This is a genomic window from Psychrobacter sp. APC 3426 (assembly GCF_030408035.1).
Classification (GTDB): Bacteria; Pseudomonadota; Gammaproteobacteria; order Pseudomonadales; family Moraxellaceae; genus Psychrobacter.
In genome coordinates this window covers 36,591-61,699 of the sequence record NZ_JASDCF010000009.1, presented here as the reverse complement: position 1 = coordinate 61,699, position 25,109 = coordinate 36,591, and the positions used below count along the sequence as shown (strand labels likewise).

The window sequence follows — 25,109 nt, the reverse complement described above, 5'->3', positions numbered from 1 at the left end:
CTCTATAGCCTAAGTAGTTATCGAATACTATAATCAGAAAATACAACATTAACAGGGTTTCACAATGACTGAAAATTTTGAAGCAATAGATGTAAATTCTTATTGGTTTGTTGGTGCTGCCTATGATGGAGTAGACCAAACCTCTCGATTTGTTGAAACAGGTATCTGGGAGATTAATCCTGAAGCCAATCAGATTGATTCAGTAAAGTTTATTGAGGCTGGCGATAGAATTGCTATCAAATCAACGTACACTAGAAAAAACGAACTACCCTTTGATAATCGAGGCCACACGGTTTCTGTGATGTTAATTAAGGCTATTGGCACCGTTATAGAGAATGTAGGTGGTGGTAACTCTTTAAAAGTAGATTGGGACAACAGCTTTACTCCTAAGGAATGGTATTTTTTCACTAGTCGAAATACAGTTTGGAGAGTCATTCCTGAGACTGAGTTAAGAGTTAATTTGATTGATTTTGCATTTGACGGTAAAGCTCAAGACATAGATATGTTCCGTAACAATCCTTATTGGCTTGAAAGATTTGGCGATTCACCTTCAGAGCATTCCGCTTTTGAGTGGACAACTTTCTATGAAGAAATGGCCTCTAAGCTTCTTGCTTTTCGATATCGTCGAGATGAGCTTGTTACTGGTATTCATAAAATATCTGAAACAAGTGATGTCATGTCTATTCTTAACGACCAATACGAAGAGGGGGTCGAAGGAGGATTATTAAAAGATATATGTCCATTTACAGTCATGGCTATTTTCAATCGTGGAATTACTGACGATAATCGTAAAATTATCGCTAAAGCATTGGCCGAACTACTTGATATAACAGAGCCTGTCCCTGAATCTTTTGATGGCATTCCTATAGTTAACAATCAAAGAACTTGGTTTTTTGGTTATCACCACAAGCGACAAGCTGATGATATAGATATTATATGGGAAGTCTTTGAACGCGCTATCGCATTTGCCGATTTAGAAGACGAAGGTGAGAGTGAAGAAGCTAAATCTCGATTCGTTGCCGCATATGACAGCGCTACTAACTGTTACGGCATAGGCTGGAATTTGACTATGGGTCTATATTGGATTAGACCGTGGAGCTTCTTAACCCTTGATGGACAGTCTCAAGAATACATCAATAAAAAGCTCAATATAGAAATTAATAAAAACGGTCCAAAAGCACGTTGTGATGCTAATGATTATTTAGAGTTGTTAGAGAGTCTTGAAACCAGATTTTTAGAAGAAACTTATCCAGTGCACTCCTTTCCTGAACTCTCGCTCGCAGCATACCAATATAAACCAAGTGACTTGAAAGATTTATCTAATAGAACTTGGAAAGAGATTGTTTTTTCACAACTGCAACAGCTTTGCCATGATAAGGATTCTTTTGAATTTACAGATAATGAGTTTTTGGAAAGATTTACTAGCGCTCTTGCAGAAAGATTCCCAAAGAGAAGCGATGTTAAAGGAACGGTTAAATTCTTACTAAGAGAGCTAGCGAGTGATGGAAAGTTAGAGCTGATTAGTAAAGGTAGGTATCGCTGGCTTAACGAAGATATGGTTAGTAGTTTTGATACACAATTACCTTTTAAGACGGATGCTCAAGCGATGTTAGAAACTTATTCTATTGATGATATTACATCTGATGGGTGTTTTTTGCCTAAAGCTAAGATTGAGATGATACTCAAACGTTTTCGAGCTAAGAAAAATCTAATACTACAAGGGCCTCCCGGTACTGGTAAAACTTGGTTGGCTAAAAGATTAGCCTTTGCTTTAATGGGTCAGCGTGACGATAGTAAAATACGAGCCGTGCAGTTTCATCCTAATTTGTCTTATGAAGATTTTATTAGAGGTTGGCGTCCATCAGGTGAGGGCAAGCTGACATTGGTAGACGGTCCTTTTATGGAAATGATCAAAGCCGCTATTGATGACCCTGAATCAAAGTACGTTATTGTCATCGAAGAGATTAACCGAGGTAATCCTGCTCAAGTGTTCGGTGAGATGCTCACACTACTTGAAACCGATAAAAGAACCCCAGATGAAGCGTTAGAGCTGTCTTATAGAAAGTTCGATGGTGAACGTGTTTATATTCCCAGTAATTTATATGTCATAGGCACAATGAATATAGCTGACCGCTCGCTGGCTTTGGTTGATCTTGCACTACGTCGTCGTTTTGCTTTTATTGATCTTGAGCCAACATTAGGTAAGCCATGGCATGATTGGGTCCAATCCAAAAATGGCATTGATTCAAATATTCTAAATGGAATTGACAGTCGCATTAGAGCTCTAAATGAGGAAATTTCTACAGATACTAGTCTTGGTGCTCAGTTTCAAATAGGCCATAGCTATGTCACGCCAGCCGTTGGGATGACTATAACGAATGCTAAAGAATGGTTTAGTGAGGTGGTACAGACGGAGATCGGTCCTTTACTTGATGAGTACTGGTTCGATGATCTTGAGAAATCTCAAAAAGCACAGAAACGCCTGATTGAAGGTCTGTAAGTCTATGTCTACTGAAGTCGATCATTTGTCTGAACCTTATGATTATGATGAGATCAAGTCTATAGGTGAAATACCCGTACGCAATCTTTGGCTGCTTATGCTCTACGCCTCGGATATGTATAGAGAGTTTAAAGCGGCTAAGATCTCAGTTGAGAATAATCCTGATGATATTCCAGACCTAATTGCAGAAATGCTCTGTCGACGAGTTGAGCATCGTATTCAGCGAAACTTAAGTTACAGTTATCAATCTCGTGATGCTGTGCTCAATCGTGTCCGGGGTAGAATAGACCTGCTTAGCACTGAGAGAAATAGATTGCTTGATCGTGGTAAAGTAGCTTGTCATTTTGATGAGTTAACCCTTGATACCGCGCGTAATAGATATGTCCGTGCTGCCTTAGAGAGTATCTCTAAGATTGTAAAAAATAAGGATTTAGCTCATAGGTGTCGATCACTAGATGTGCGTTTAAGGCGCATGGGAGTCAGTCAAAGACGTCCAAGTCGTAGTGAAGTTTCAGTAGATCGCTTTGGAAGGCATGATGCTGAAGATCAACCTATGATTACCGCCGCTCATTTAGCCTTTAATCTTGCGCTACCGACTGAGTTTGAAGGTATGAAGCAATTACACTCGCCAGAGAGAAATAACTTACCCTGGCTTCGTAAGCTTTTTGAAAAAGGAGTTGCTGGATTTTATGACACGGTGTTGCCAAAGCAAAATTATCGAATAAGCGCTGGCAAGACCCTGAAATGGCAGATAGAGGATAAGAGCTTAGGCATTGATAAGATACTTCCTAACATGAGAACGGATATCTTAATAGATGATATGGAATTAGGACATCGCTTAGTCATTGATACTAAGTTCAATGCTGTCGTAATCAACGGTTGGTTTAGAGATGAAACCTTACGCAGTGGTTATCTATATCAGATGTACGCCTACTTAAGATCGCAAGAGGGTAGTGGGGACCCACTCAATGAAAATGCTTCAGGCCTACTACTTCATCCTTCCGTAGGTAAAAACGTTAATGAGTACATCGTCATGCAAAATCATAAAATTCAATTTGCTACTATTGATCTAGCAGCGACTGCGATCGAGATTCGAGAGCAGCTTTTGCAAGTTATCGGTGTTGAGAAAAAATTAAATTTTGATCTCGCCATAGCTGAAAAATTTTAATAATCTTAAAAATTTACAGTATTTTGAGCTGTTGCCTTTTGGATCAAGTAAATTTGAGGCTAGGTTGATTGAAGGTGAGTATAAATTGACAATAACTGATATAAAACTTGGCAGGTAGATATGAGTGAGTCAATGGAGATTTTAAGGTTGTTTGAATCAGACGGCCGAATGAATAAATTCCAAAATTTATTTAAACAGATCATCTGTTTTTTGTCAGAAGAAAAAATTGAGTATGTGATTATTGGTACAGTGGCATATTCAGAGTACGCACCGCCTCGTGCGACTACTAATATTAATTTCATAATCTCTGAAAGTGACTGCGGTAAACTTGAAAGCGTTCTAAAAGAAAATAACATTGATTTTATATGGAATGCCTACCAACAATTTATCATTGCTATCAAAGATGATAGTGGTGAGACTAAAAAATATCCTCTCGAACTTTCATTCCAAAGCACCCCTAAAGGTTTCGCCTTGAATCAGCCTATATCTAAAGAGATATTTGGTATGGTTGATGTACCTGTTGCTAGCCCTGAGGTATTAGTGGCGTTATGGTGCCTGGCTGTCAGTAAGGGATATTCTAAGTCTTATTACGACGCTCAGATGTTCATCAAGCTACAGTTAGCAGACGTTGATAGATGCGCTGCTGTGATTGACAGTCTTCAGGAGAGTGATGCTGATAAAGTATTACGTTCAATTCTCACAGGTAATGCTATGCATGTCGATAAAATAGATATGGATGAAGTACTTATTATGCCGTCTGAACTAATCCAAACTCATGAAGAGATTGAGCGGGCGAAAGCTCATCGCTATAACGCATCACAAGAGCGTCGGCGTCAATTGCACGAAGGGATAAAACAGGTAAAATAATACTATGGTTTGCGCTTTTATTATACTGACGTTATAAGCTGGTGAAATGGGCGAATAATAAAAGCGCTAGTTTAAAGCTACACGTATTTAAGCAGACTGCTCTAATGCATTCTTACAAGCCTCGGCCAAATAAGGATCAACGGTATCTTGTTTCAATAGCCACTTCAAATATCCAGCACCATCCGAGTGAGTCGCTAAATCTGCAATAGCCTCACCCTTGTGCTTACCAAAACTTAAGTGCGTGGGTACACGCGCTATTTCGCTAAATTCATATAAGCTCTCCACATCACTTATCTCATGGCCTTGGCTATTCGCCAAGTCAATCAGACTACCAAGCACCAGCTCAGTGAAGTAAATATCAGCAATGGCAGCATGAGCATCTCTTGCTTGAGCACGGGCTATATCACGGTGAAAGTGGTAGAGGAGGGATACTAGCTTATGGCTTTCAAGCGTAGGAAGCAGGAAGTTAGCCATCGCATTGGTACATATTAATTTAGGCGTATGAGTTACGCCCGCATTTTTAAGAACGGCCATATCAAAATCAATATTGTGACCAATCAAATACTCAACACTGCTAGGTAATTTGAAGTCTGTATGAGGTGGTTCATCTGCAACATCCTCATCACAGATATGTGATATCGCCATAGAGCCCAAGCTGATTTCTTTAAGTGGGTTAAAACGCTTCGCTCTTGGTGCCTGTAATACAGTCACCTTGCCATTAATGATATCAACAATAGAGTAGGCGGCCTCGGTCATGTGCGGATCAACAAGTCCGGTTGTTTCAGTGTCAAGTATGTATGTGGTCATAACTAGCCTTACTTTTTTGAATTCGTTATAAATGGCGACATTATATCAGTCAAACTCTAATGATCTATTAATGAAAAGTCAGGCTATTTTAAATGCCTGACTTTTCTATGGTTAATCCTTTTACGTATTAACTTTATTTGCCTGCTAAAAAGTTAGCTATGGCGTACCAGCATGACCAACTTTAACCTGAGTAGATAGCATACGACCTCTGGTCTCAGCGGTACGTGATGCTTCATCCCAATCAGGTGCTGCACACATGAACAAGGTTTTGCCATCTTGTCCGCCAAGTGCCACTGCAAAAATACCATCAGGTGCGGTATCAACGACTTCTAAAATTTCCCCGCCTTCTTGAATACGAACAGCACGCTGGTTCAAGGTGTAGTGGTCAACTAATTTAGGACAGCTGATAAGAGATTTTTATTAAAGTAACGTCTCTCTTTTTCTGCTGGCGGCAAATAATCATTAAAACTATGCGGTCTCACGGACTGATAATAGCCCCAAATATAATCAATAATGGCAGTCCGAGCTTCAGCAATATTCTCATAACCGCCCTTTGGCATCCATTCTGTTTTAAAGCTCCTGAAGAAGCGCTCAGTTGGCGCGTTGTCCCAACAGTTACCTTTTCGGCTCATACTTTGCGTCCTGCCCTCACAACTTGCCACGGATTCAGCAAACTTCTTGCTAGTGTAATGGGTTCCTTGGTCAGAATGAAACAACACACTACTAGGTTTGAGCCTAGTGTGATACGCCATCTGCAACGCTTTAGCGGTCAGCACGCTGTCAGGGGAGTCTGATACAGCAAAGCCAACAATACGACGGGCATATAAATCTAAAACAACAGCTAGGTAGCACCAGCCGCCTTTGATACGAATATAGGTGACATCACCCGTCCAGACTTGATTGGGCGCTGATGGGCTAAAATTACGGTTCAGTATGTTGTCATGAGCTTTGTGTTCTTCATCAGCATGCTTATATTTATGCGTCTTCAATTGACAGCTTTTAAGCCCCATCTGCGCCATGAGTTTACCTGCTATATAGCGGGTCAGCTTGATGCCGTGTTCATTCATTAGTATAGCGGCAATGCTGCGAGCGCCTGCTGAGCGCTTTGAGTCGTTAAATATTTGGCGTATTAAGGCTTTGGTTTTGACGGTTTCAAGGCTGATGGGCTTGGGCTGCATGCCATAGTAGTAACTGCTTTTCATCACGCTAAATAGCTTACACAGAAGGCTTTTACTGACCCGTTTGTCTTGCTCTGCCAGCTGACTGATTAGCGATAGCCGTTCAGGCTGTCCAAGGCCAGCAGAGCAGAAGCCTCACTCGAGCATAGCTCTCGTCTTGCGTCGGGACGAAGCAGTGCTTCGTTTTATCCCTCCTCATTTAAGATGTCGCGCTCCATAGTCAGCCGCTTAACCTGTTTACGCAGATCTTGGAGCTCGCGCTGTTCATCCGTTAAAGCGTTGCCGGCTTTAGGTGCTTCGCCACTCATTTCTTGACGGTATTGACTCAGCCATTTCTGCAAGGTGGATTTACCTATCCCTAAGGAATTGGCCACGTCAGGTATGGTGCGGTTGTGATCAACAACTAAGCTAATCGCTTCTAATTTAAATTCTCGGGTATATTGATTGCGTTTATTGGTCATACTATTTTCCTTTTTTGGGTTAGTATAAACCTCTTACGTGCTGTCCTAATTTATTATGCCACTACACTTCCATCTCAGCTTCAAGGGCAGTGTCGATAAAGGATTGCATGAGCTGCTTTTGAAAGTCTTTGATGTCATCGAAGCTTTTCATGCTACCAGCCATTTGCTCGGCCAGTTTTTTAAGGTCAGATTGAGTAGTCATTGCTTATTCTCCGGTTATTGGATTATAAGCAGTTACACAGTTTTTAGGAAAGGCTCCTTTTTATAGCTAATTCATTTAATATCAGCGACTTAAGCTATGTTCTTTAACCCCACAACAGATACTAATTAAAAATCAATGTGTCCATAAACTAAGTTAGCTAGCCTTTACAAGTTTCCCATTTTTTATTTTGTAAGACAGTGTAATTTTATCTGTAGGGCAACAAGATGGATCATTATCTCCATAACCATACGAAGTAACGCTAATAACTCCATTTTTTATATTTTTTATCTCAGCAGATATTCCGAGAAAAGCTGATCCTATTTTAGTAAATTGATTTTTTCCAAGACCCTTGAATACAACTAATTCCGCACTTTTGGTTGTTGTATGACAGTTGGTATCTTCGCAGTAGTAAAGAAGTGCTACAGCATCTTGGATACCATCAGAATTAACATCTTTCATAACAATTTTTTGAGTATTAAAAGCATATGTCATAGCTTCGTCTTCTGGATAGTAAGGATCTCTAACAAAATATTTCTTACTTTCTAAGTTGAGAAGGTTGACGCCGCTCGCAACTTCTTTTTTTATGGCTGTGTTGAGAGATTCAGCATAGGATGTTACAGATAAAATAGTAAGTAGGCATGCAGCTGTAATCTTAATTAAATAATTCATATAAATATTTCCAAAATGATATGATTAAAAATGTTTTCAGACTGATAAAATTAAAATCATCATACGCTTATCAGTAGATGGATTGCTTTCTTTGATCACTTATATTTTTTTATTGACAAACTTGTAAGCTAGAATCTAATCTAAATAAAAGTTATGGAATTTCCAAGCTCGCTCACATAGAAATATTTCTTAATTAAGCGCAGATGATACTCTTACGTTTTTTATCAAACTTTAGAATAGTTTCCCACATACCATCGTCTACTGTATAACCTTCACTATTATTTTCGATAACTTGATAACCTTCACTATCAGCTTCATTAATTTTTGGTAGTTTGAATTTTGGACGTAAAGCTGTGAATTTTGTATCTTTAAAATAGAGCTCTAAGCTGCCCCATTCGTAACCTTGCAAGTACTCAATTTTCAGTAGAGGTTGTCCAAACGCTGTGGCATTTTTTAAAGTGTAAGTCGTGATTGTTTCACCATAGCCATCAATTGCATTAGCTTGATCGACCTTTACCTTTTTATTTGCTATAGAGTCTTTGTAGAGTTTTGGCAAATTTTCAGTGGGGTTAGGATAGTTACAACCTGTCATCATCGGTTTTAAATAAGGTGTCCAATCAGTCTCATCACTAAGTATTTGTCCAGTGATCTCTACAGCGTTAGCACCTGTTCCATTATTGTAGTCCTCGTCATTCACAGTATCAGAAGTAACATCACTTACATCTGATGTAGTATCAGTATCCTGCTGTTCACCTAGATTTTGGAATACATCATCGTAGGTTTCACTTGTATCCTCTTCTTCAGCCCAATCTAAATCAGCGACAGATGATTCTGCGACTTTGTTGTTAGATTTTTTATCCTTTGAGTCTAAAGAAAAATTAATTCTTGTGACTTTCCAGCTTAGCCAATCTCTATGCATGATCACATCTAATGATTCATTCGGATCATCAGCATCAATAATCTGAACTTTGAATCGATTAAAGGACAGGTATCCAGCTTTATAATCAATATCCTCGTTTTTTGCTTTAGGCTTATCTTCAGGCGTGTCATTATTTAAATCGAAATCTAGTTTTTGCCCTTGGAGCATTAATGCAACACCATCTGGCGTTACTAAACCATCAATAAGTGGATCTATCATAGCTGCGGCTAACATGGTGCCTAATGCCTCAAACCCATCTTGTTCATCACTTGCAGCAAGCTCCTCAACCATAGCCGCTTTAACTTGATCCTTCATACTTTGCTTAACGCTAGGGAAATCAATATAGCCTGAAAGTTTATCGGCATCTCCTTGTTGAGCAGCATTTTTAATATTATTTAGAACAAGATAGGGGGATGCATAAAGGTAGATTGCAAATATAACCAATAACCCAACTAACCAAGGTAAAAACTTTTTCAAAATATCTCTCCTGAATCCCTAGTAATATTAGGGCTTGATAAAGCAGCATTGGATTATTAATTGGCTTAGATTCTTATAATTGCCGGTATTACTTACGTCAAATTTTGTACTGATTAATACTTACATAGCAGTAATAATCAGTAATGAATATTAACATTACTAAATATGTAAAACAATTTGATAAACTTTTATTTGCAGATCGGCTCGACTCCATAAATATGATTGTTATCTTCGATGAATTGAATCATGGTCTAGTCAGTGGTCGAGCTCCGTCTGGGCGAAAAAAGCGGTAGCCTTACGTATAATCTCTTTGGTTTGCTTGAGCTGTTTTTTCTCACGTTCAAGCATCTTTGATGTGCTCTTTGTTACTTTGCGCTTATACCGATCCAGGAATGATTTGATCGATGTGCTTTTTATGCCACGATCGTAGGGTTTCAGGTGTGCAGCCAATCTTAGGACGATGGCTTGAATAGCTGACCAGTTGGATGGATAGTCGCATGCCGCTTCAATCAACATGCGAACGGCGTGTTCTTTAATTTCGGGAATGTAGTTTCATGTTTTCATTATCGTATTCTCTCAGTTCAAGCTAGTTACCACCAACACTATCCAAAAATTGACTGACATCTTCTGATACACCCGCAAGAAGATTCTCACTAACATCTACTTGTTCCAATACTTTGAGATTGATAATACTATCAGGCAGACTTTGTAGGCCATTATGATAGAGTCCGAGGCTTTTTAGTTTATTCAGATTGCCTATCGAGCTTGGTAGGGTTTTGAGATCAGAAGCACGTATCTCTAGTTTTTCAAGGTTTGTTAAATTTCCAATACTATCAGGCAAAGCTTTCAACGATTCATTGGCATACAGCTCAATACTAGTAAGCTTGCTTAGATTGCCAATAGAGTCTGGTAACTCCTGAACCTGAGTTCCTCTCATATCAAAATGGGTAAGTGAAGATAGATTGCCAAGCTCATTAGGAAGTCTCTCTAAGCTTTTTGAAAAGATGTTAAGCGCTTTAAGATTCTTTAGTTTACACAGCACCTTTGGAAACTCAGTGAAAGCGCAGTCCATATAAACCAGTGTCTCTAAGTTATCTAGTTGAGCAATCTCTTCTGGTAGTTCATTAAAACCTCTTAGCCTAAGGTACTTTAGATTTTTTAAATGGCCGATAGCGCTAGGTAATGGCTCAGTAGACTCACTTTCGCTTTGTAATACTGACTTATTATCAATATAACTATAACTCGTTGATTTTCCATATCCCAAATCCAGTCGCTCTAACTGGCGCAACGCTTCAGGTTCACGAGGGACGGTGCTGTCAGAGCTGCCTGCTATATTATGGTTGTCAATCCAGTCCCATATCTCTATCATCCAGTCTTCAACGTGCGTATCTTGCTTGCTATTAGTGTTGTCATCTTGGTTGGTTTTATCGCTATATGCTGTCATAAGGTTACCTTTTAATGCCTGTTAAATGAGGTGAATGCATTCAAGTCTTTAGTGGGTTTTATTGCGATGTGTCAAACTTAAGAGCAGTTGGGCACAGTAATAAAACCAAGGTAAGCCATATGCTTAACAAAGCTTGGTATCTCAGTGACTGAGACTGATAAAGGTTTATGAAGCTGTTTAGAGGGCTTGCTTAAAAAAGCGGAATAGCAGAAAGCGCTCATAAGACTCAGTCGCTGAGTATGAGAAGAATATTTTAGAAGTATGAATTTTGGAAGTAATTGACTAGAAGTAGTCATAAAGAAATCTCCTGTTGCTCTGTCTGTGTCAAATTGAAACGACACAGTCACCTTACAGAGCGAAAAGGAGGTGTGCGTTTTACCAGTCTTTGTTTTTCATCGCGCTGGAAGTAGCCGTAAACCCACGATGTTTTTTTATCATAACAAGCTGTTTAGCATTTGTCAAAAGTGACATTGAGCTATGCTGAAGGAATTCTAGAGAAGAATGACAATATCTTAGCGACTGCAAAGCAGTTAGGCATAGCCATGCAAACCTTATCTAACTGGCAGAATAAAGCGAATGAAGGCTATTGTATTGTCTCAGCATACTGAGTCTTTGATAGTATTGGGGCAGTCTGTTATAAGTGTTTCCATTAGAGCAGTCTATTTTAAGTGGTCTATTAACAGGTTTAAAGAGTAAAATGACTGGTTCTGTTGAGATATAGATCGCTAAGACCGGTGTGGTTTGATTTTTATCGTCATGCTGCGTAATCAAAATCTCCCAAGTTAATGTCTACGGGATTGACAGCAGGGGTCATAGAGAGTGGGATGAATTTCATAATAGAAAATACATTTACGATTGAACCTATCCAAAACTTAATTACTGCATCTACTGCAGCATTAGGTTGTGGACTACTCATTGGTCTAGAAAGAGAGCGTAGCAAACAACGTGAAAATCAACACAGCTTTGCAGGTATTAGATCTTTTGCAATTTGCTCTTTATTAGGGGCAATTTGCTTTGCTTTCGGTTTATTTATGGGGCTCATAGGAGCATTGATAGTAGGTGGTATAAGTATCATCTCTACTAATAAACAAATTGAAGATCCAGGTGTAACCACTGAACTTGCTTTTATACTCACCTATTTTATAGGCGGACTATGTTTATGGCATATTCCTTATGCAGCGGCACTTACAGTCGTCCTTACTTTCCTTCTAGTGACAAAGCATTCAATGCATGGAGTAGCGGTTAGATGGATTACTGAGCGTGAATTTAAAGATGGTATCTTTTTACTGGCCTTGCTTTTAATTGCACTTCCTTTAACCCCCAATAGGGATCTTTGGGGTTCAGTACTAAATCCTTATATTATTTTAAAATTATTGATATTGATTTTAACCATTCAAGCACTAGCACATATGGCAAAGAGGCTTTTACCATCACGCCACGCCATGTTTTTATCTGCTTTAGCATCAGGATTTATATCCAGTACAGCCACGATTGCAAGCCTTGGAATAGAAGTTCGTCAGGGTCGTGCAGATGCAAAAGAAAATGCTGGAGCTGCCCTTATATCCTGTGTCGCAACAGTGGTACAACTTCTTATTATTGTTGCAGGTGTAAGTTTTAGTTGGCTTAAAATCTTATTATTCCCCTCTATTATTGCCATTATAATGTTAATTATTCCTGGAATATGGTTGATGAGAAAAGCTCGATCCGAAGAGAAAGCTAAGTTAACGGATACACCGATGTTTAGTTTAAAAGAGGCAGGTATCATTGTAGTGACACTTACTATCATTCAAGTACTTGTTTATGGTTTAAGTTTATGGCTGGGTGACGCCGGTCTTATTGCAGGAACCGTACTGAGTTCTATGTTTGAGGTGCATGCAGCAATGGCTGCTGTAGTCATGCAAGGGAACCCAACTAACCCTATTTTATTGCTCGCCTTATTATTAGGTTTAGCGACACATGCAATTTCTAAATCAATTAATGCGGCAATTACGGGTGGTTTTCAATACGCACTTGCTTTTGTTCCAATCCAAATTATTCATATGATTGTTTTAATTATCTTGATATATACTATGACAAATAATTAAAAAAACTCAATGAGTAAGGCTCATTCACCCGCTTTAGAAACCGATTTTCGGTCTTGTTGATGGTATAAAAGAATTCTCTGCACACGACAAAAAAATCATCCCCACCCGATTTTCATAGGTTTAGGGGTTAAAAAGCTAACTAACTGTCGAAATACAGTCTTATCATTGTTAAAGAACACCAAGTGAAGGCCCTCAATCAACACATCCAGGCCAAGCGCAAACAAACTGGCTTGAGGTCGAGCGTTTGACTTTAACTTGCGCTTTAACGGCTTATCTTTGTCTTTATAAATACCGACATGATAAGCCCAACAAAATGCTAAGGCGTTCACTGCGACTAATTTACTGACCCGATCAAGATGGGTTAAGTGGGTATCTTCAAGATTAAAGCCACGGCCCTTTAGACAAGCAAATAAAGTCTCAATCTCCCAACGCTTAGCATAGCTTGTCATCGCATCCACTGTTTCTAGTTGATTGGTGGCCACAATCACTAAACCATAGTCTTTATCATGCTTGGCAAATACTCGAACCAAACAACCATCGACAGTCAGTATTCGTCCATGTCGATATGTTTCTTGATGGCTAACATGGCGTAATAACTCTTTAATCTGTACCAACTTGCCATGATGATTCTTAACTTTACTGTTCTTCTTAATCCGTATGGCAAAGGGTATGTGATTATTGGTGAGCCAGTTAAACCATTTTTCGCCAACAAACTCTCTGTCTGCTACTATCATCTCAAGGTTATCTTTGCCAAATTGTTTGATAAACCGCTCAATAAGTTCACAGCGTTCAAGATGGTTTGTATTACCTCGCTTATCTAGCATGTGCCAGTATAAGGGGATGGCTATCCCTTTATATACCACCCCTAGCATAAAGATGTTGAGGTTACTTTTACCCCATTTCCAGTTGGTGCGGTCAATGGTTAAGGTGACTTTGCCTAGCCCAAATAGTCGATATATCATTAAAGCCAGTTGATCGTAGTCTATCCTCGCTTCGGCAAAAAATCGCTGTAGTCTGCGATAGTGACTGTCGGTCTTGCCACCCTTAGGAAGGTGTCTTGCTATTTTTTTTAAGATTACTGCTTTGAGCAGTAATCAGGGCTATTATCATTAGGCTCAAACAATTGATTCTTGCCTTGTTCATGCTCAGGTTTTGGGTTAAAGTTTCACTAAGTCTGTTAAAGTTTGGCATGGTCTGATTCGTCTTAAAAATTACTATTATGCCTTTGCTTTAACAGACTTTTTTGTTTTTTTGTCGTGTGCAGAGACATATTATATAAGTTTAAGAGTGCTCTAAGTTTTTATAAGGATAATAGAATGCTTCAAGGCGCTCCAAAAGATTTTTTCGATAATCCTGAGAAAAAGAATGAGTTAATAGGGAAAATTGATCGTTTAATCGGCTTTAATGATGAGATGCACCGATATTTTATTAACTCCCTTAAGCACAGTAGAAATCCCATCTCCTTTTTTGATTGTCTAAATGACTCCGTACAAACTTGGAATGACTTAGACTTAGCTGACGATATTTATAATGCTTTAAAAGAAAGCTTTAGTTTAAGCTTTTTAGATATCTACTTTAACCATCCTATCAATGACTCATTGGATGATCTAATTAGCGATGAGTTTTTAAATGAGACTGTCATAGGTAAATCAGGTTTACATGGCATAGATTCTAGTGAACCTCTAGTGGAGTCTAGGATTTCAAACCGAGCCAGCCGTCCTGTAAAGCTTGAAAATCAGCTTGATTTATTTGCTGATACTGAAGCTGCTAATCAATATCCTAATAATCAGATCGATGATACCGATGAAAGTGTCTTAAGAATAGAGCTTTGTCCTGTAGAGGATGAGCTTGATGGTAATGTAGATACTGAAGTGAGTTTTGATAACTCTGAGATAGATAGTGACTTTCAAGCAATACTAGACAACTTGGGAACACCAGTTACTACTAAAAAAATTGATGGTGTTAATGTCGCTTATAAACAAAGTACTGTTAAAAAAGATGACGGTTCTAACGATAATCAAGCTAGCCTAAGTGACAGCCCTGATACTGAACCTACCAAGGCAGAAACAGTTGAGACAGAGTGTGAGATTGATGAATTACATCTTGAAGTCAATGATGATGTAAAGCCAAATATATTTGACTTTGATAGTGATGAAGAGGCCGATAGTGAGCTTCTTGATTTCATTAGTAAGGACACTGATGACGACGATGATGCTTTTGTTGAAGTAGATTACTTGGATGACAGCAACATTGAAAACGAATATGAGTTTTTAGGCAGCGTCGATAATGATGAAGCAGATAGCTTCGTTGATGCTGAAGAGCTGGGCTACCTCTTTGAAGACGATAGTGATTATGACATCAGTGTTGAGTCAGAGTACTTTAAAGATGTTGTTACCTTAGAAGAAAGAGCGAGGCAAAAAGCTATTGAGTTTGTTCAACAGGTGGATTGGTGTCCTAAACAAGATTTAGAGATGGTTACGAATGTGTTCATAGACTATGGGTGGGGTCCAACCCGGTTAGCTCTGAAGAGGCTGATATCCTATGGTTTAGAGCCAGAAGAATTACGCGTTGTTTATGAGATTAAGAAAGTTTGGCAAAGAAATGATTACTTCTGGGTTTCATTTAATAAAAATTGTGAAGACTTTGCATTGAGTCATCATGTGATGTCTTGGAACGTTGCTTTTCGTATAAGCAGAGCATTCAAAAGTTATCCAGATGCTGAAGAGGTAGAGGGAGTTCTAGAACGTCTTTATGAGTTCTGGATGTCTAAGTTTCATTTAAAACTTTCATACAGAACTTTCTTAAAGTTTATTTGGACATGGGCTTTTGAGCCAAAACGGGTATTATCCTCAGAATACACCTATGTTTTTGAACTTAATGAAATGACACCTGATGAGTGGCACGACTCTACAGATGTCTTAGATATAAGCTTGCAACAAGATGTAGTGCATTATGGTCTTTATGAAGCAGAAGCAGGCAGCCCCTATGAATACTGGACAGAGGAGCGAGCCTGGGAGCGTTTTCAAGAACTTAACGGTGACTAAATCTAAGTATAAATACAATTAATTAAGCAGATTTATGGATGATTGAGCTATGACAGATGATTTGATTCCAGTACCCGGTTGTTTGGTGAAGTATAAATTAAATGACTCTTATCGATTTGGAGGGGTTAGAAGTAATAGAAATAATGAGGTATTAGTAAATTGGCAGGGTAATACACAAACAACGGTTGACCCAAAAACACCTGAACTAAGCTCAGGGTTTAAAGTGGGGCATGTTGTCTTAGATAGGACGCCTGATATAGGTCACCAGCCTTTAGGTCAAGGGACCGTTATCCAACAACGAGTGTTGGCTGGTTTTGAACAGCTCTTAGTAGATTTTAAGTCAATCAATCGTAAGGTATGGATGCCATACCAACACTTGGTCTTGGCAAAAGATGCAAAAACAAGATACAGATTTGGAGATATTAGTCGATCTGATACGGACGCAGAGAAATTAAGGTTAAAAACCTTAGCGCATGCGATTGAGTTATGGAACGAAAATACAGGATCCCTGTCACATCTGGATATAGACCCACTACCACATCAAATTAACTTAGTACATCACATCCTATCTTCAGGCAACTTAAACTGGTTAATTGCTGATGATGTGGGCTTGGGTAAAACAATTGAGACTGGCATGATTATTCATGCTCTCAGACAACGTAATGTGGCAAAAAGAATATTGCTAATCACCCCTGCAGGTCTAGTGAGACAGTGGCAAGAAGAGCTATATCACAAGTTTAATCTAGATGGTTTCGAGATATATGGTGAGGATTTTAAGGTAACCTCAGACCAGCTACGTAAGTGGAAGCTTCATGACTGCGTGATTGGTTCAATAGATAGACTTAAAAGTGAAAATCATATCGACATCCTATTGGCTGCTGAGCCTTGGGATTTAATTATATTCGATGAAGGGCACCGCTTAAGTCGCAAACAAGATGGGCTAAAGTTTAAAGCATCAGAAAGGTTCACATTAGCAAAAAAACTTAGGCACAAAACTAAGTCAATGATTTTGCTCAGTGCGACGCCCCACCAAGGTGAGCAAGACAAGTTTATAGCACTATTAGAGCTGTTAAGACCTGAAAGACGAGCTCAGTTGATGTCATTAAGCATTAACCCTGAGATTATTCGAGATATGGTCTTTAGAAACCACAAGGCTGATGTGACAGACCTTGAAGGCAATTTTATATTCCAAGGTAAAACAGTTAATGCAGTCAGTGTTCCTGGCTCTCCAGCTTTTAAAACCTTTGAAAAGCAGCTAGCAGAGTATTTTAAATTAGGATACTCAGCGAGTACAGAGGGCGAGAATCAGCAGGCAAGAGCCATTGGTTTTGTGATGACGACTTATCGAAAACTTGCTGCTTCAAGTGTCAAAGCGATCCGAGCGGCGCTGCTAAGACGTATTGCAAAAATAGAAAACCGTAGGGATGAGCTACATGCCATAGTGGACTCATTAATGGAGTTAGAGGCTGATGAGCGATTCTCAGGTGAAAACGAAGAGCTGCTGATCACCACGCATAACCCAGATAGAGAATTCTTTGATGGAGAGTTAGCACTACTACAAGAGCTGATCATCTCTAGTAATGAGCTGCTAAATAATGATAAGAAGTTTGAGTACTTTAAATCGGAAGTGATTGACAAGATATTAACCAATAACCCGAAAGAAAAGGTTCTCATATTTAGTGAGTATCGAAACACGCAGGACTATATCAAAGATAATCTTGTGAGAGTATTTGGAGACTCTTCAGTGAGCCTCATCAATGGCTCTATGAAGCATGATGAAAGAAGAAAGGCGATTGAACACTTTGAATCAGAAGGGTCTTTTTTAATCTCTACAGAGGCAGGTGGTGAGGGTATTAACCTTCAACGAGCCTGCCACATTATGGTCAATTATGACCTGCCATGGAACCCAATGCGGCTGGTGCAAAGAATTGGTCGTTTGTATCGCTATGGGCAAAAAAAGAGAGTCGCTATATTTAACTTATTCCAACCTGATAGCTTGGATCAAAAGTTGATTGTCTCGATGTATGACAGAATAGACCAGATCGTAAATGACTTATCGACCTTGCATAAGGGTGAGTTTAATGAAGGTTTGAAAGATGAGATTTTGGGTGAAGTCGCCAATCAAATAGATGTTGAGGATGTCTTATCAAATCTAAACAAACTTGGCATCAGCCGCACAGAGCAACGTGTGAGTGAAGCACTAGATAACGCAAAATCTTCAGTGATAAAGCAGCGAGAAATATTAGACTATGCGGCAACCAGTAGCTCTGATGAACTGCAGTTTGAAGTGACTGTATCACCAAATCATATACATAATTTCTTGATAGGTATGCTCGAAATAAACGGTATTGAATACATCAATCATCCAGAGAAAAAAACAATAAGAATTAAGTTTAACGATGACTATCAGGCTAAGTTCAAATCTATTTTGGGGCAAGCCTCTATTCTTGAAGCGACCACTGATAGAATGGTTGCCAGTAATAGAAGCAGTACACATTTACTAGACTTATCTTCGCCTATTACTCAATATTTTATTGGTCAGGCGACAGACTATGATTTTGGTGGGTTGTCTGCTGTAGTCAATAGTGCCCAAAGCACTGATCATACAGAGATAAATACCTCAATAATGAAGTGGCAGGACCTTCAAGGAAATATTATTAAAAAGCAGCTGTGTATTTGCTGTCGTTCTGAGGATGGTGTAAGGGTTAACCCTAAAGGCGCTTTAGATGTTTTCTTACAAAAGTCGCTAGCCGTAGATCCGTCTTTGCCATCGCCTAATAGAGAGCACTGCAAGCAAGTGGTAGCAGAGATAGACTTAGGGTTGTCAGAGTATATGGCTATCAACTCAAATCGTTATCTTATGCCTTCAGATATAAACTGGGTAAATATAGCAACAGTTACCTAAACAGAAGCTTGATTATAATCGCCCTAAGTTAAAAATAATATACTAATAATATTTTGAAAACTATAATCAAGTTAGTCTAGCAGTACTAGCTGGATAAAATAAGATAGATTCGTCTATAGACCAAGTATTACATAATGAAAGGCTTAGCCGTATAAGTCTGGAATACAGTGAGTTAATTAATCGCATCTCTAAAGGTTTTATAGTGCCAACATCAGAATTCCAGCTTAACTTTCTAAGACGTATCCAATGGTTGCTGGAGTCTAGCTCTTATACCTCGACTTATAAATTTGCTTTATTAATGGCGATTACAAACCTTTCTATAGAATCAGCTATTAATGATAATAGTGAGTGCAGTATGTCCTATGAAGAGTTAGCTGAGCAGTTTTTTCAGCTTTATTGGACACAAACACTACCGTTTTCACATCAAGATGATGACTCTGTATTAAAACAGAGTAATGTAGGGAAACAAGCTAAGGTTGTTACTAACATACTGAAATTGCAACAAGAGACTAAAAATACCAGCATACGTATAGCTCGGACGCGTGATATTAAAAAGTGGCAGTCAACGATTAAAGAGGTTGCTCAGACTATTAAGAACAACCCGGCAAAGTATTTACAAAGTGCACAAGATAAGGTCAGTCGCGAATTTCTATATGTTTATAATCCTAAAGCAAACGCGATAGTACTGATGCCTGGAATCGCATATTGCTTTACCCGTTTCAGTCGGATAATTCATAAGCTTTGCCAACAATACTGGACTGAGTTTGTGCGTAAAAACCGTCACAATCAACCTTACTTTAGCGATGATATTGACCTACAACAATTTCTATTTCATCAATCAAGACAAAGCTTAAAGGTCTTAGAGTCTATATTAATTGATACCCAACAAGGGCAATGCTTCTATTGTCATAAAGCTTTAAAAAATAATATCGAGGTCGATCATTTCATTCCTTGGTCGAAATATCCCATTGATACCACTCACAACTTCGTACTTACTGATCATCGCTGTAACAACAGCAAACGTGACTATCTTGCTGAAGAGCTGTTTTATGAGAAGTGGTTAGAGCGCAATCAGCAATATGGTCATACGATTGAACGGCAAGCAAAAACCATAGGTTTTATAACCAACCAGCAACGCTCAGAGACGATTAGCCAGTGGGCCTATCAAATAGCGGTGGAACATGAGGATTTGGTCTGGTCACCAGAACCAAGTATAAAGCTCCGTACTATTAACCCTAGCTTGCTACCACAGCTTAGAGCCTGATAAATAGATATGTCACCTTATGACCAAACAATCATTCAAAAGCACCCTTAACTATTATGATGAAAATGCCGTTGAGTTTGCTTGTCAAACGTTAAGCATAGATATGCATGATTTATCCGAGCTATTTATTAATCAGCTGAGCTACGCTGACAAAACCGTACAAGTAAACTTGGTAAACTAAGCGTATTAATCGGAGTTTATCATGACCAAGAAAGTAAGAACCTACAGTGACGAATTTAAAGCAGAGGCCGTCAAGAAGATATCAGACAATAATGGCAATATCTCAGCCACTGCAAAGCAGCTTGGCATTTCCATGCAAACGCTATCAAATTGGCATAACAAAGCCAATCAAGGCAAGCTTGTCGGCACAGAGCAATATGATCCTGATCTTATGAGTGCTCTTCAAGAAATAAAGCAGCTCAAGCGGCAGCTTAAAGTGGCTGAAGAGGAACGCGAGATCTTAAAAAAGGCGACGGCGTACTTTGCCAAGCACAGTTAGTCAGGTACGCCTTTATCAAAGACAACAAGCACTTCTTTAGCATCACCACTATGTGCCGTGTGTTAAGGGTTAAGCCATCAAGCTATTACGACTGGCTAAGTCGTGATCTCAGCGACCAACAGATACATCGCAACCAGTCTGAATTACTGGTTAAAGCGGCTCACAATGAAACGAAAGAACGTTATGGCGTAGATCGACTGCATGCTCATCTAAGCGAGCAAGGCCATAACATTAGCCTGTATATGGTAAGAAGCATCAAAGAGTAACACGGCATTAAATGTCGTCGTCATAAGCGCTTTAAAGTGACCACCGACTCTAATCACAACAAGCTTGTCTATCCAAACGTGCTGGATCAGCAGTTTGATGCCAGTTGCCCTAATGAGTCTTGGGTGAGCGATATTACTTATATCTGGACAAATGAGGGCTGGCTGTACTTAGCAGGAGTGAAAGATTTATATACCAAAGAGTTGGTCGGTTACGCTATCAACAAACGCATGACTGCTGACTTAGTTTGCAAAGCACTAAATATGGCAATCAAAAACAAACGACCTAATAAAGGATTAATTGTGCACTCAGACAGAGGTAGTCAATACTGTAGCCATGCGTATCATAAAATCATTAAACAGCACCAGTTTATAGGCTCAATGAGTGGCAAAGGTAATTGCTTTGATAACGCACCCATAGAAAGCTTCTGGAGCATATTAAAGAATGAGCTGGTATATCATAAGGATTATAAAACAAGGTTTGCCGCCATTACCGATATCATTAGATACATCGAGCTATATTACAACCAAACTAGGATTCAAAAGGGCTTGAGCTATAAATCGCCAAGACAGGTGTGGTTTGATTACTATCGTCAGGCTGCGTAATTAAAATCTCCCAAGTTTAACTGTACGGATTTGACGGCAGGGGTCATACCTTTAAATATCTTAGAATTGCACTTAAAGAATCAAACACACTATAGCTATGTACTCTTAGTAGCAGAAAAAATTTAAATCTAATAGGTATATATTAATGATTCCATTAATCAATAAAAGTGCAGGCTACAAAGTAATAAAAATTTCAGAATTTTTATCTAAAAAAGAGTATTCAGATAAAAAATTAGTAATACCAGTTTATCAACGACCTTATCGCTGGACAGCAAAAAACATAGTCGATTTACTATCAGACCTATACTACCAGTGTAAAAGAATTGGTCATAGGTTAGACAGTCCTGATAATCCAGATAATTTTTATCGCTTGGGAACTGTTGTTTTACACCAACATGCTAATAAGGGAGGTCATCAGACTAAGGCTGACTTAGTTGATGGTCAGCAACGTACATTAACGTTGCTGTTAATAATGAAATCAGCTATTGATTCAAACAGGTTCACAGAGCAGTTCGATAGTTTTACACCTTTAGAAATAGAGCTCCCTGACTGTAGTGAAACTCAGAAAAACTTAAGTAAAAACTATGAAATCATTAGAAGATATGTAGACAGTCCAGAATTTACTTCTGAAGTTTTAGATTTTCTACTTAATCATTGTGAAGTAGTTCAAGTGACACTTCATGATTTATCAGAAGCTTTTCAATTCTTCGATTCACAGAATGCACGTGGACTTGATTTAAATCCTCATGACCTGCTAAAAGCATTCCATTTACGCGAGTTCCCTGACTCTGAAAATCTTTTAAAACAGAACGTTGTTGAATCTTGGGAGCAGCAAAACACTAAAAGTTTAGAGGTTTTATTTGCTAACTATCTTTACCCTATTCGCCGCTGGAGTCTTGGAAAGCAAGCTGTGCACTTCTCTAAGTCTGAGGTTAATGTATTCAAAGGTATGAAATTAGATAGCGATAGCTATCCTTTTCAAGAAAATTTGAGAATAGTTCACAATACGGTCGACAGCTATAACCATCATTCACATCGATTACTTGATCAACAAGTAATGGTATACCCATTTCAGTTAAATCAAACCTTAATTAATGGACGCCGTTTTTTTGAGTGGGTTGCACATTATCAGAAGATGATCCAACCATTATTGAATAAAACTATAGATATAGATAGCAATTCTCAGGAATGGCTCTATGCCATAACAAGTAGACACCACACTAAAACAGGCACATCTATTAAGGAAATAGCAAAAAGACCAACAGCATTTAATATTTTTTTAGTACTTAACACCGATTCGCCTGAGTATGCTTACAAAGGACGCTCAAGAAGAGGCGACCAATATGTACGGCGTATGTTTGACGCATTGGTTCTATGCTATTACGACCGTTTTGGAGGTAATGATTTACCGCGAGCCATTGAATATATATTTATTTGGGCTTATTCACTACGTTTAGAAAAGAAAAGTGTCTATTTAGAAAGTATTGAAAAGTATATCGGGACAGATAATCTATTCGAGCGTTTACAGCAAGCATTATCTTCTGTAGATTTCTTGAGTAAACCTTTACCGCAGCCTAAAAAGGTAGAAGCAACGAATGTTGAAGGTATTAAAGAGCTATTTGCAAAGCTTGGCTACCTACCAACTTAATAAATAAGGATAAAAAAATGAGTAGCAACGAAGAACATAGCCTGACAATACAAACACTACTCAACGAAGATAATTACAGAGTTCCTGTTTATCAACGTAACTATGACTGGGAAGAGGCTCAAATTAGGCAGCTCATAAATGATATTCAGGACTTTTCTTTAAAAAATAACTCTCAAACATACTATTTAGGTAGTCTAGTAGTACACAAACGAGCAGATTTTTTTGAAATACTAGATGGGCAGCAACGTTTCACAACTCTAAGCTTAATTGCGTGTTATCTAAAATATCGACTTCCCTTAATCTTCCCTAAATATCAGAGACCTAATTTATGTTTTGAAAGTCGACCAAAATCAGATTTAGCCATAAACAGACTTTTTAAAGTTTTTAATAGTCAAACCAGTACTGATAATATATTTTCGAATTTGATTGAGACTAGCTATAGTAAAGAGTTTAACAGCTCAATATTCAATGGTTTTAAAATTATCGAAAGAGTGATTTCAGAAACATTTAAACAGGAGAATGAGTTAGAGGTTTTTGCGAGTTATCTATTAAATGATGTTCAAATTTTTAGAATAACAGTACCAAAAAATACTGATGTTACTCACTACTTTGAAGTGATGAATAATCGTGGTGAACAGTTAGAGAAACATGAGGTAGTTAAAGCTCACCTACTGTCTATTATCCAAGAAAGTGATTTAGATAACAAAGACATAGCTATGGCTACCCTCCAAAAGGTGTGGCTTGCCTGCGCAGATATGAATAGTTATGTGCAAACAGGTTTTTCAGTTGATGAACGAAAAGCGATATTTGGTTCAAGTGCAGAAGATTTTATAATTGATAGCTTTGATAAGATTGCAATTGCCGTTTTAGGTAAAGATTATAAGAATAGTTCTGACGGAGAGAATACTAAAATTGAACCATTATCGTTAGCTGCCTCTATTGATAAAGGTGCAATACATAAGCCAGATAAACAACAAATAACTGATAATCGAGATATTAAACAAGAGCGTTTTGATAGTGTAATAGATTTTCCTAACTTTTTAATGCATGTACTGCGTATTTATCTTGACCCTACATCGAATTCTATTCAAGAACTTCCTGCATTAGATGATAAAATTTTGCTCTCAGCATTTGATAACTTTAAAGATCCACAAGCTATCAAAGTAAAGGAGTTTATCTTCACTTTGCTCAAAACTCGCTATCTTTTTGATCGTTATATTATTAAAAGAGACAATGCTAGTAATAGAGAAAGTTGGTCTTTGAAGCGCTATAAATTGTATGAGAGCAGCTCAAGCAATTATGTAGATAGTTTTAGTGGTGACGAAGATCATCTGAATGATAGTACGTTATCTTGCTTGATGCTTATATCAGCATTTCATGTTTCTTACCCAACTAACTCTCGCAAAAATTGGTTATCTGCAGTGCTGTATTGGTTAAGCCAAGATGAGCACTTGAACTCATTGACTGCAGAAAGTTATTTGAATTTTTTAGAAAATCTCAGTAGAGATTTTATAGTTAATAGATACTTATTAGCTAAACCTAATGATTATCCTAAATTTATGTATGCTAGTAGTGCAGAGCTGAGCATACTACCTTATAAACTTAGTCATTCAGATTATGATTTTGAATGTCATTTGAGATATGACAAGGTTGCTGTTTTTGTTTTTAATTACTTAGATTACTTATTGTGGAAAGACAGTAAAGTTGCTATATCGAAGAAGAAAGAGTTTAGATTTAGTTTTAAAAACTCTAAAGAGCACTTCTCACCTCAGACTTCTAGAATCAATGAAATATTACCTGAAGATAAGTTACATAGTTTTGGCAACCTATGTTTAATGGGTAGCAGTGAGAATTCATCATTAAGTAACGATACTCCTAAACAGAAGACAGAGATACTAAACAGCCAACGTAATAGAATGGCGCCTCTGAGTCTAAAGTTAGAGTTAATGATGCAAACTGCTCAAGAAAACTGGAACATTAAGACTATCGATTCACATAGATATGATATGGTCAAAATCCTGCAGGAAGATATAGAACAAAAATTAAAAGGTATAGCTTGATATGTTTGTTTCATTATTTTTAAATACTCGAAATTTCTTGCTGT

At 38.2% G+C, this 25,109-nt stretch carries 21 protein-coding genes, 1 pseudogene and 1 other annotated feature; of the genes and pseudogenes, 12 read left to right on the top strand and 10 right to left on the bottom strand.

Going from position 1 to position 25,109, the window contains the following annotated elements; translation table 11 throughout:
* The first annotated feature begins 64 nt into the window (after nt 1–64).
* The 3 genes from QL919_RS06780 (at nt 65) to QL919_RS06770 (ending at nt 4,535) form a co-directional block, all read left to right on the top strand.
* Nucleotides 65–2,500, top strand: a complete 2,436-nt coding sequence (locus tag QL919_RS06780; RefSeq protein ID WP_290188804.1) for an AAA family ATPase — start codon at nt 65–67, stop codon at nt 2,498–2,500.
* 4 nt (nt 2,501–2,504) lie between these two features.
* Entirely contained in the window at nt 2,505–3,668 is a 1,164-nt protein-coding gene (gene mcrC / locus QL919_RS06775) for a 5-methylcytosine-specific restriction endonuclease system specificity protein McrC (protein ID WP_290188803.1), read from the top strand.
* Between the two features lie 120 nt (nt 3,669–3,788).
* Nucleotides 3,789–4,535, top strand: a complete 747-nt coding sequence (locus QL919_RS06770) for a hypothetical protein (protein ID WP_238049402.1) — start codon at nt 3,789–3,791, stop codon at nt 4,533–4,535.
* Nucleotides 4,536–4,622: 87 nt separating this feature from the next.
* Here the strand turns inward: QL919_RS06770 and QL919_RS06765 are convergent, their stop codons facing one another.
* The 9 genes from QL919_RS06765 to QL919_RS06725 form a co-directional block, all read right to left on the bottom strand.
* Nucleotides 4,623–5,342, bottom strand: coding sequence for a 3'-5' exonuclease (locus tag QL919_RS06765; RefSeq protein WP_238049401.1), 720 nt, complete (start codon nt 5,340–5,342; stop codon nt 4,623–4,625).
* Nucleotides 5,343–5,498: 156 nt separating this feature from the next.
* Complete coding sequence (locus QL919_RS06760; RefSeq protein ID WP_226928901.1) at nt 5,499–5,717, bottom strand: hypothetical protein; 219 nt, start codon at nt 5,715–5,717, stop codon at nt 5,499–5,501.
* 14 nt (nt 5,718–5,731) lie between these two features.
* Entirely contained in the window at nt 5,732–6,601 is an 870-nt protein-coding gene (locus QL919_RS06755; protein ID WP_226928903.1) for an IS3 family transposase, read from the bottom strand.
* 104 nt (nt 6,602–6,705) lie between these two features.
* Nucleotides 6,706–6,981: a transposase gene (locus tag QL919_RS06750; protein WP_193031798.1), complete on the bottom strand. Its 276-nt coding sequence runs from the start codon at nt 6,979–6,981 to the stop codon at nt 6,706–6,708.
* 61 nt (nt 6,982–7,042) lie between these two features.
* Nucleotides 7,043–7,183: a hypothetical protein gene (locus QL919_RS06745; protein ID WP_226928900.1), complete on the bottom strand. Its 141-nt coding sequence runs from the start codon at nt 7,181–7,183 to the stop codon at nt 7,043–7,045.
* Between the two features lie 153 nt (nt 7,184–7,336).
* Nucleotides 7,337–7,852, bottom strand: a complete 516-nt coding sequence (locus tag QL919_RS06740; protein ID WP_193031797.1) for a hypothetical protein — start codon at nt 7,850–7,852, stop codon at nt 7,337–7,339.
* 193 nt (nt 7,853–8,045) lie between these two features.
* Entirely contained in the window at nt 8,046–9,248 is a 1,203-nt protein-coding gene (locus tag QL919_RS06735; protein ID WP_290188802.1) for a DUF2939 domain-containing protein, read from the bottom strand.
* A 168-nt stretch (nt 9,249–9,416) separates the two neighbouring features.
* Nucleotides 9,417–9,537, bottom strand: a sequence feature (AL1L pseudoknot).
* An 87-nt stretch (nt 9,538–9,624) separates the two neighbouring features.
* Nucleotides 9,625–9,747, bottom strand: a complete 123-nt coding sequence (locus QL919_RS06730; protein ID WP_290188801.1) for a hypothetical protein — start codon at nt 9,745–9,747, stop codon at nt 9,625–9,627.
* Between the two features lie 87 nt (nt 9,748–9,834).
* Nucleotides 9,835–10,692, bottom strand: coding sequence for a hypothetical protein (locus tag QL919_RS06725; RefSeq protein WP_290188800.1), 858 nt, complete (start codon nt 10,690–10,692; stop codon nt 9,835–9,837).
* Nucleotides 10,693–11,147: 455 nt separating this feature from the next.
* Between QL919_RS06725 and QL919_RS06720 the strand changes: the two genes are divergently transcribed.
* Nucleotides 11,148–11,300, top strand: coding sequence for a hypothetical protein (locus tag QL919_RS06720; protein WP_290188799.1), 153 nt, complete (start codon nt 11,148–11,150; stop codon nt 11,298–11,300).
* 216 nt (nt 11,301–11,516) lie between these two features.
* Nucleotides 11,517–12,776: an MgtC/SapB family protein gene (locus tag QL919_RS06715; RefSeq protein ID WP_290188798.1), complete on the top strand. Its 1,260-nt coding sequence runs from the start codon at nt 11,517–11,519 to the stop codon at nt 12,774–12,776.
* Nucleotides 12,777–12,871: 95 nt separating this feature from the next.
* Here QL919_RS06715 and QL919_RS06710 read toward each other — a convergent pair whose 3' ends face one another.
* Complete coding sequence (locus tag QL919_RS06710) at nt 12,872–13,840, bottom strand: IS4 family transposase (protein WP_290188831.1); 969 nt, start codon at nt 13,838–13,840, stop codon at nt 12,872–12,874.
* 252 nt (nt 13,841–14,092) lie between these two features.
* Between QL919_RS06710 and QL919_RS06705 the strand changes: the two genes are divergently transcribed.
* The 7 genes and pseudogenes from QL919_RS06705 (at nt 14,093) to QL919_RS06675 (ending at nt 25,065) form a co-directional block, all read left to right on the top strand.
* A complete protein-coding gene (locus QL919_RS06705; protein WP_290188797.1) occupies nt 14,093–15,820 on the top strand; it encodes a hypothetical protein in 1,728 nt (575 codons plus the stop codon).
* Nucleotides 15,821–15,869: 49 nt separating this feature from the next.
* Nucleotides 15,870–18,725, top strand: coding sequence for a DEAD/DEAH box helicase (locus tag QL919_RS06700; RefSeq protein WP_290188796.1), 2,856 nt, complete (start codon nt 15,870–15,872; stop codon nt 18,723–18,725).
* A 355-nt stretch (nt 18,726–19,080) separates the two neighbouring features.
* A complete protein-coding gene (locus QL919_RS06695) occupies nt 19,081–19,989 on the top strand; it encodes an HNH endonuclease (protein WP_290188795.1) in 909 nt (302 codons plus the stop codon).
* Nucleotides 19,990–20,008: 19 nt separating this feature from the next.
* The gene (locus QL919_RS06690; RefSeq protein ID WP_290188794.1) at nt 20,009–20,170 is read left to right on the top strand and encodes a hypothetical protein; all 162 of its coding nucleotides are present in this window, start codon (nt 20,009–20,011) and stop codon (nt 20,168–20,170) included.
* 21 nt (nt 20,171–20,191) lie between these two features.
* Nucleotides 20,192–21,357: pseudogene (locus QL919_RS06685) on the top strand (IS3 family transposase).
* A gap of 145 nt (nt 21,358–21,502) precedes the next feature.
* On the top strand, nt 21,503–23,005 hold the full coding sequence (locus QL919_RS06680) for a DUF262 domain-containing protein (RefSeq protein ID WP_290188793.1): 1,503 nt from the start codon (nt 21,503–21,505) through the stop codon (nt 23,003–23,005).
* A gap of 17 nt (nt 23,006–23,022) precedes the next feature.
* Nucleotides 23,023–25,065 carry a DUF262 domain-containing protein gene (locus QL919_RS06675; RefSeq protein WP_290188792.1) on the top strand — a complete coding sequence of 681 codons (2,043 nt, stop codon included), beginning with the start codon at nt 23,023–23,025 and terminating at the stop codon, nt 25,063–25,065.
* The last annotated feature ends 44 nt before the right edge of the window (nt 25,066–25,109 follow it).

Coding starts and splice junctions, on each gene's coding strand:
- QL919_RS06715 (WP_290188798.1), top strand. CDS start 11,517: ATGAATTTCATAATAGAAAATACATTTACGATTGAACCTATCCAAAAC.
- QL919_RS06695 (WP_290188795.1), top strand. CDS start 19,081: ATGTCCTATGAAGAGTTAGCTGAGCAGTTTTTTCAGCTTTATTGGACA.
- QL919_RS06780 (WP_290188804.1), top strand. CDS start 65: ATGACTGAAAATTTTGAAGCAATAGATGTAAATTCTTATTGGTTTGTT.
- QL919_RS06745 (WP_226928900.1), bottom strand. CDS start 7,183: ATGACTACTCAATCTGACCTTAAAAAACTGGCCGAGCAAATGGCTGGT.
- QL919_RS06675 (WP_290188792.1), top strand. CDS start 23,023: ATGAGTAGCAACGAAGAACATAGCCTGACAATACAAACACTACTCAAC.
- QL919_RS06740 (WP_193031797.1), bottom strand. CDS start 7,852: ATGAATTATTTAATTAAGATTACAGCTGCATGCCTACTTACTATTTTA.
- QL919_RS06750 (WP_193031798.1), bottom strand. CDS start 6,981: ATGACCAATAAACGCAATCAATATACCCGAGAATTTAAATTAGAAGCG.
- QL919_RS06680 (WP_290188793.1), top strand. CDS start 21,503: ATGATTCCATTAATCAATAAAAGTGCAGGCTACAAAGTAATAAAAATT.
- QL919_RS06705 (WP_290188797.1), top strand. CDS start 14,093: ATGCTTCAAGGCGCTCCAAAAGATTTTTTCGATAATCCTGAGAAAAAG.
- QL919_RS06765 (WP_238049401.1), bottom strand. CDS start 5,342: ATGACCACATACATACTTGACACTGAAACAACCGGACTTGTTGATCCG.
- QL919_RS06770 (WP_238049402.1), top strand. CDS start 3,789: ATGAGTGAGTCAATGGAGATTTTAAGGTTGTTTGAATCAGACGGCCGA.
- QL919_RS06700 (WP_290188796.1), top strand. CDS start 15,870: ATGACAGATGATTTGATTCCAGTACCCGGTTGTTTGGTGAAGTATAAA.
- QL919_RS06725 (WP_290188800.1), bottom strand. CDS start 10,692: ATGACAGCATATAGCGATAAAACCAACCAAGATGACAACACTAATAGC.
- QL919_RS06690 (WP_290188794.1), top strand. CDS start 20,009: ATGACCAAACAATCATTCAAAAGCACCCTTAACTATTATGATGAAAAT.
- mcrC (WP_290188803.1), top strand. CDS start 2,505: ATGTCTACTGAAGTCGATCATTTGTCTGAACCTTATGATTATGATGAG.
- QL919_RS06730 (WP_290188801.1), bottom strand. CDS start 9,747: ATGCGACTATCCATCCAACTGGTCAGCTATTCAAGCCATCGTCCTAAG.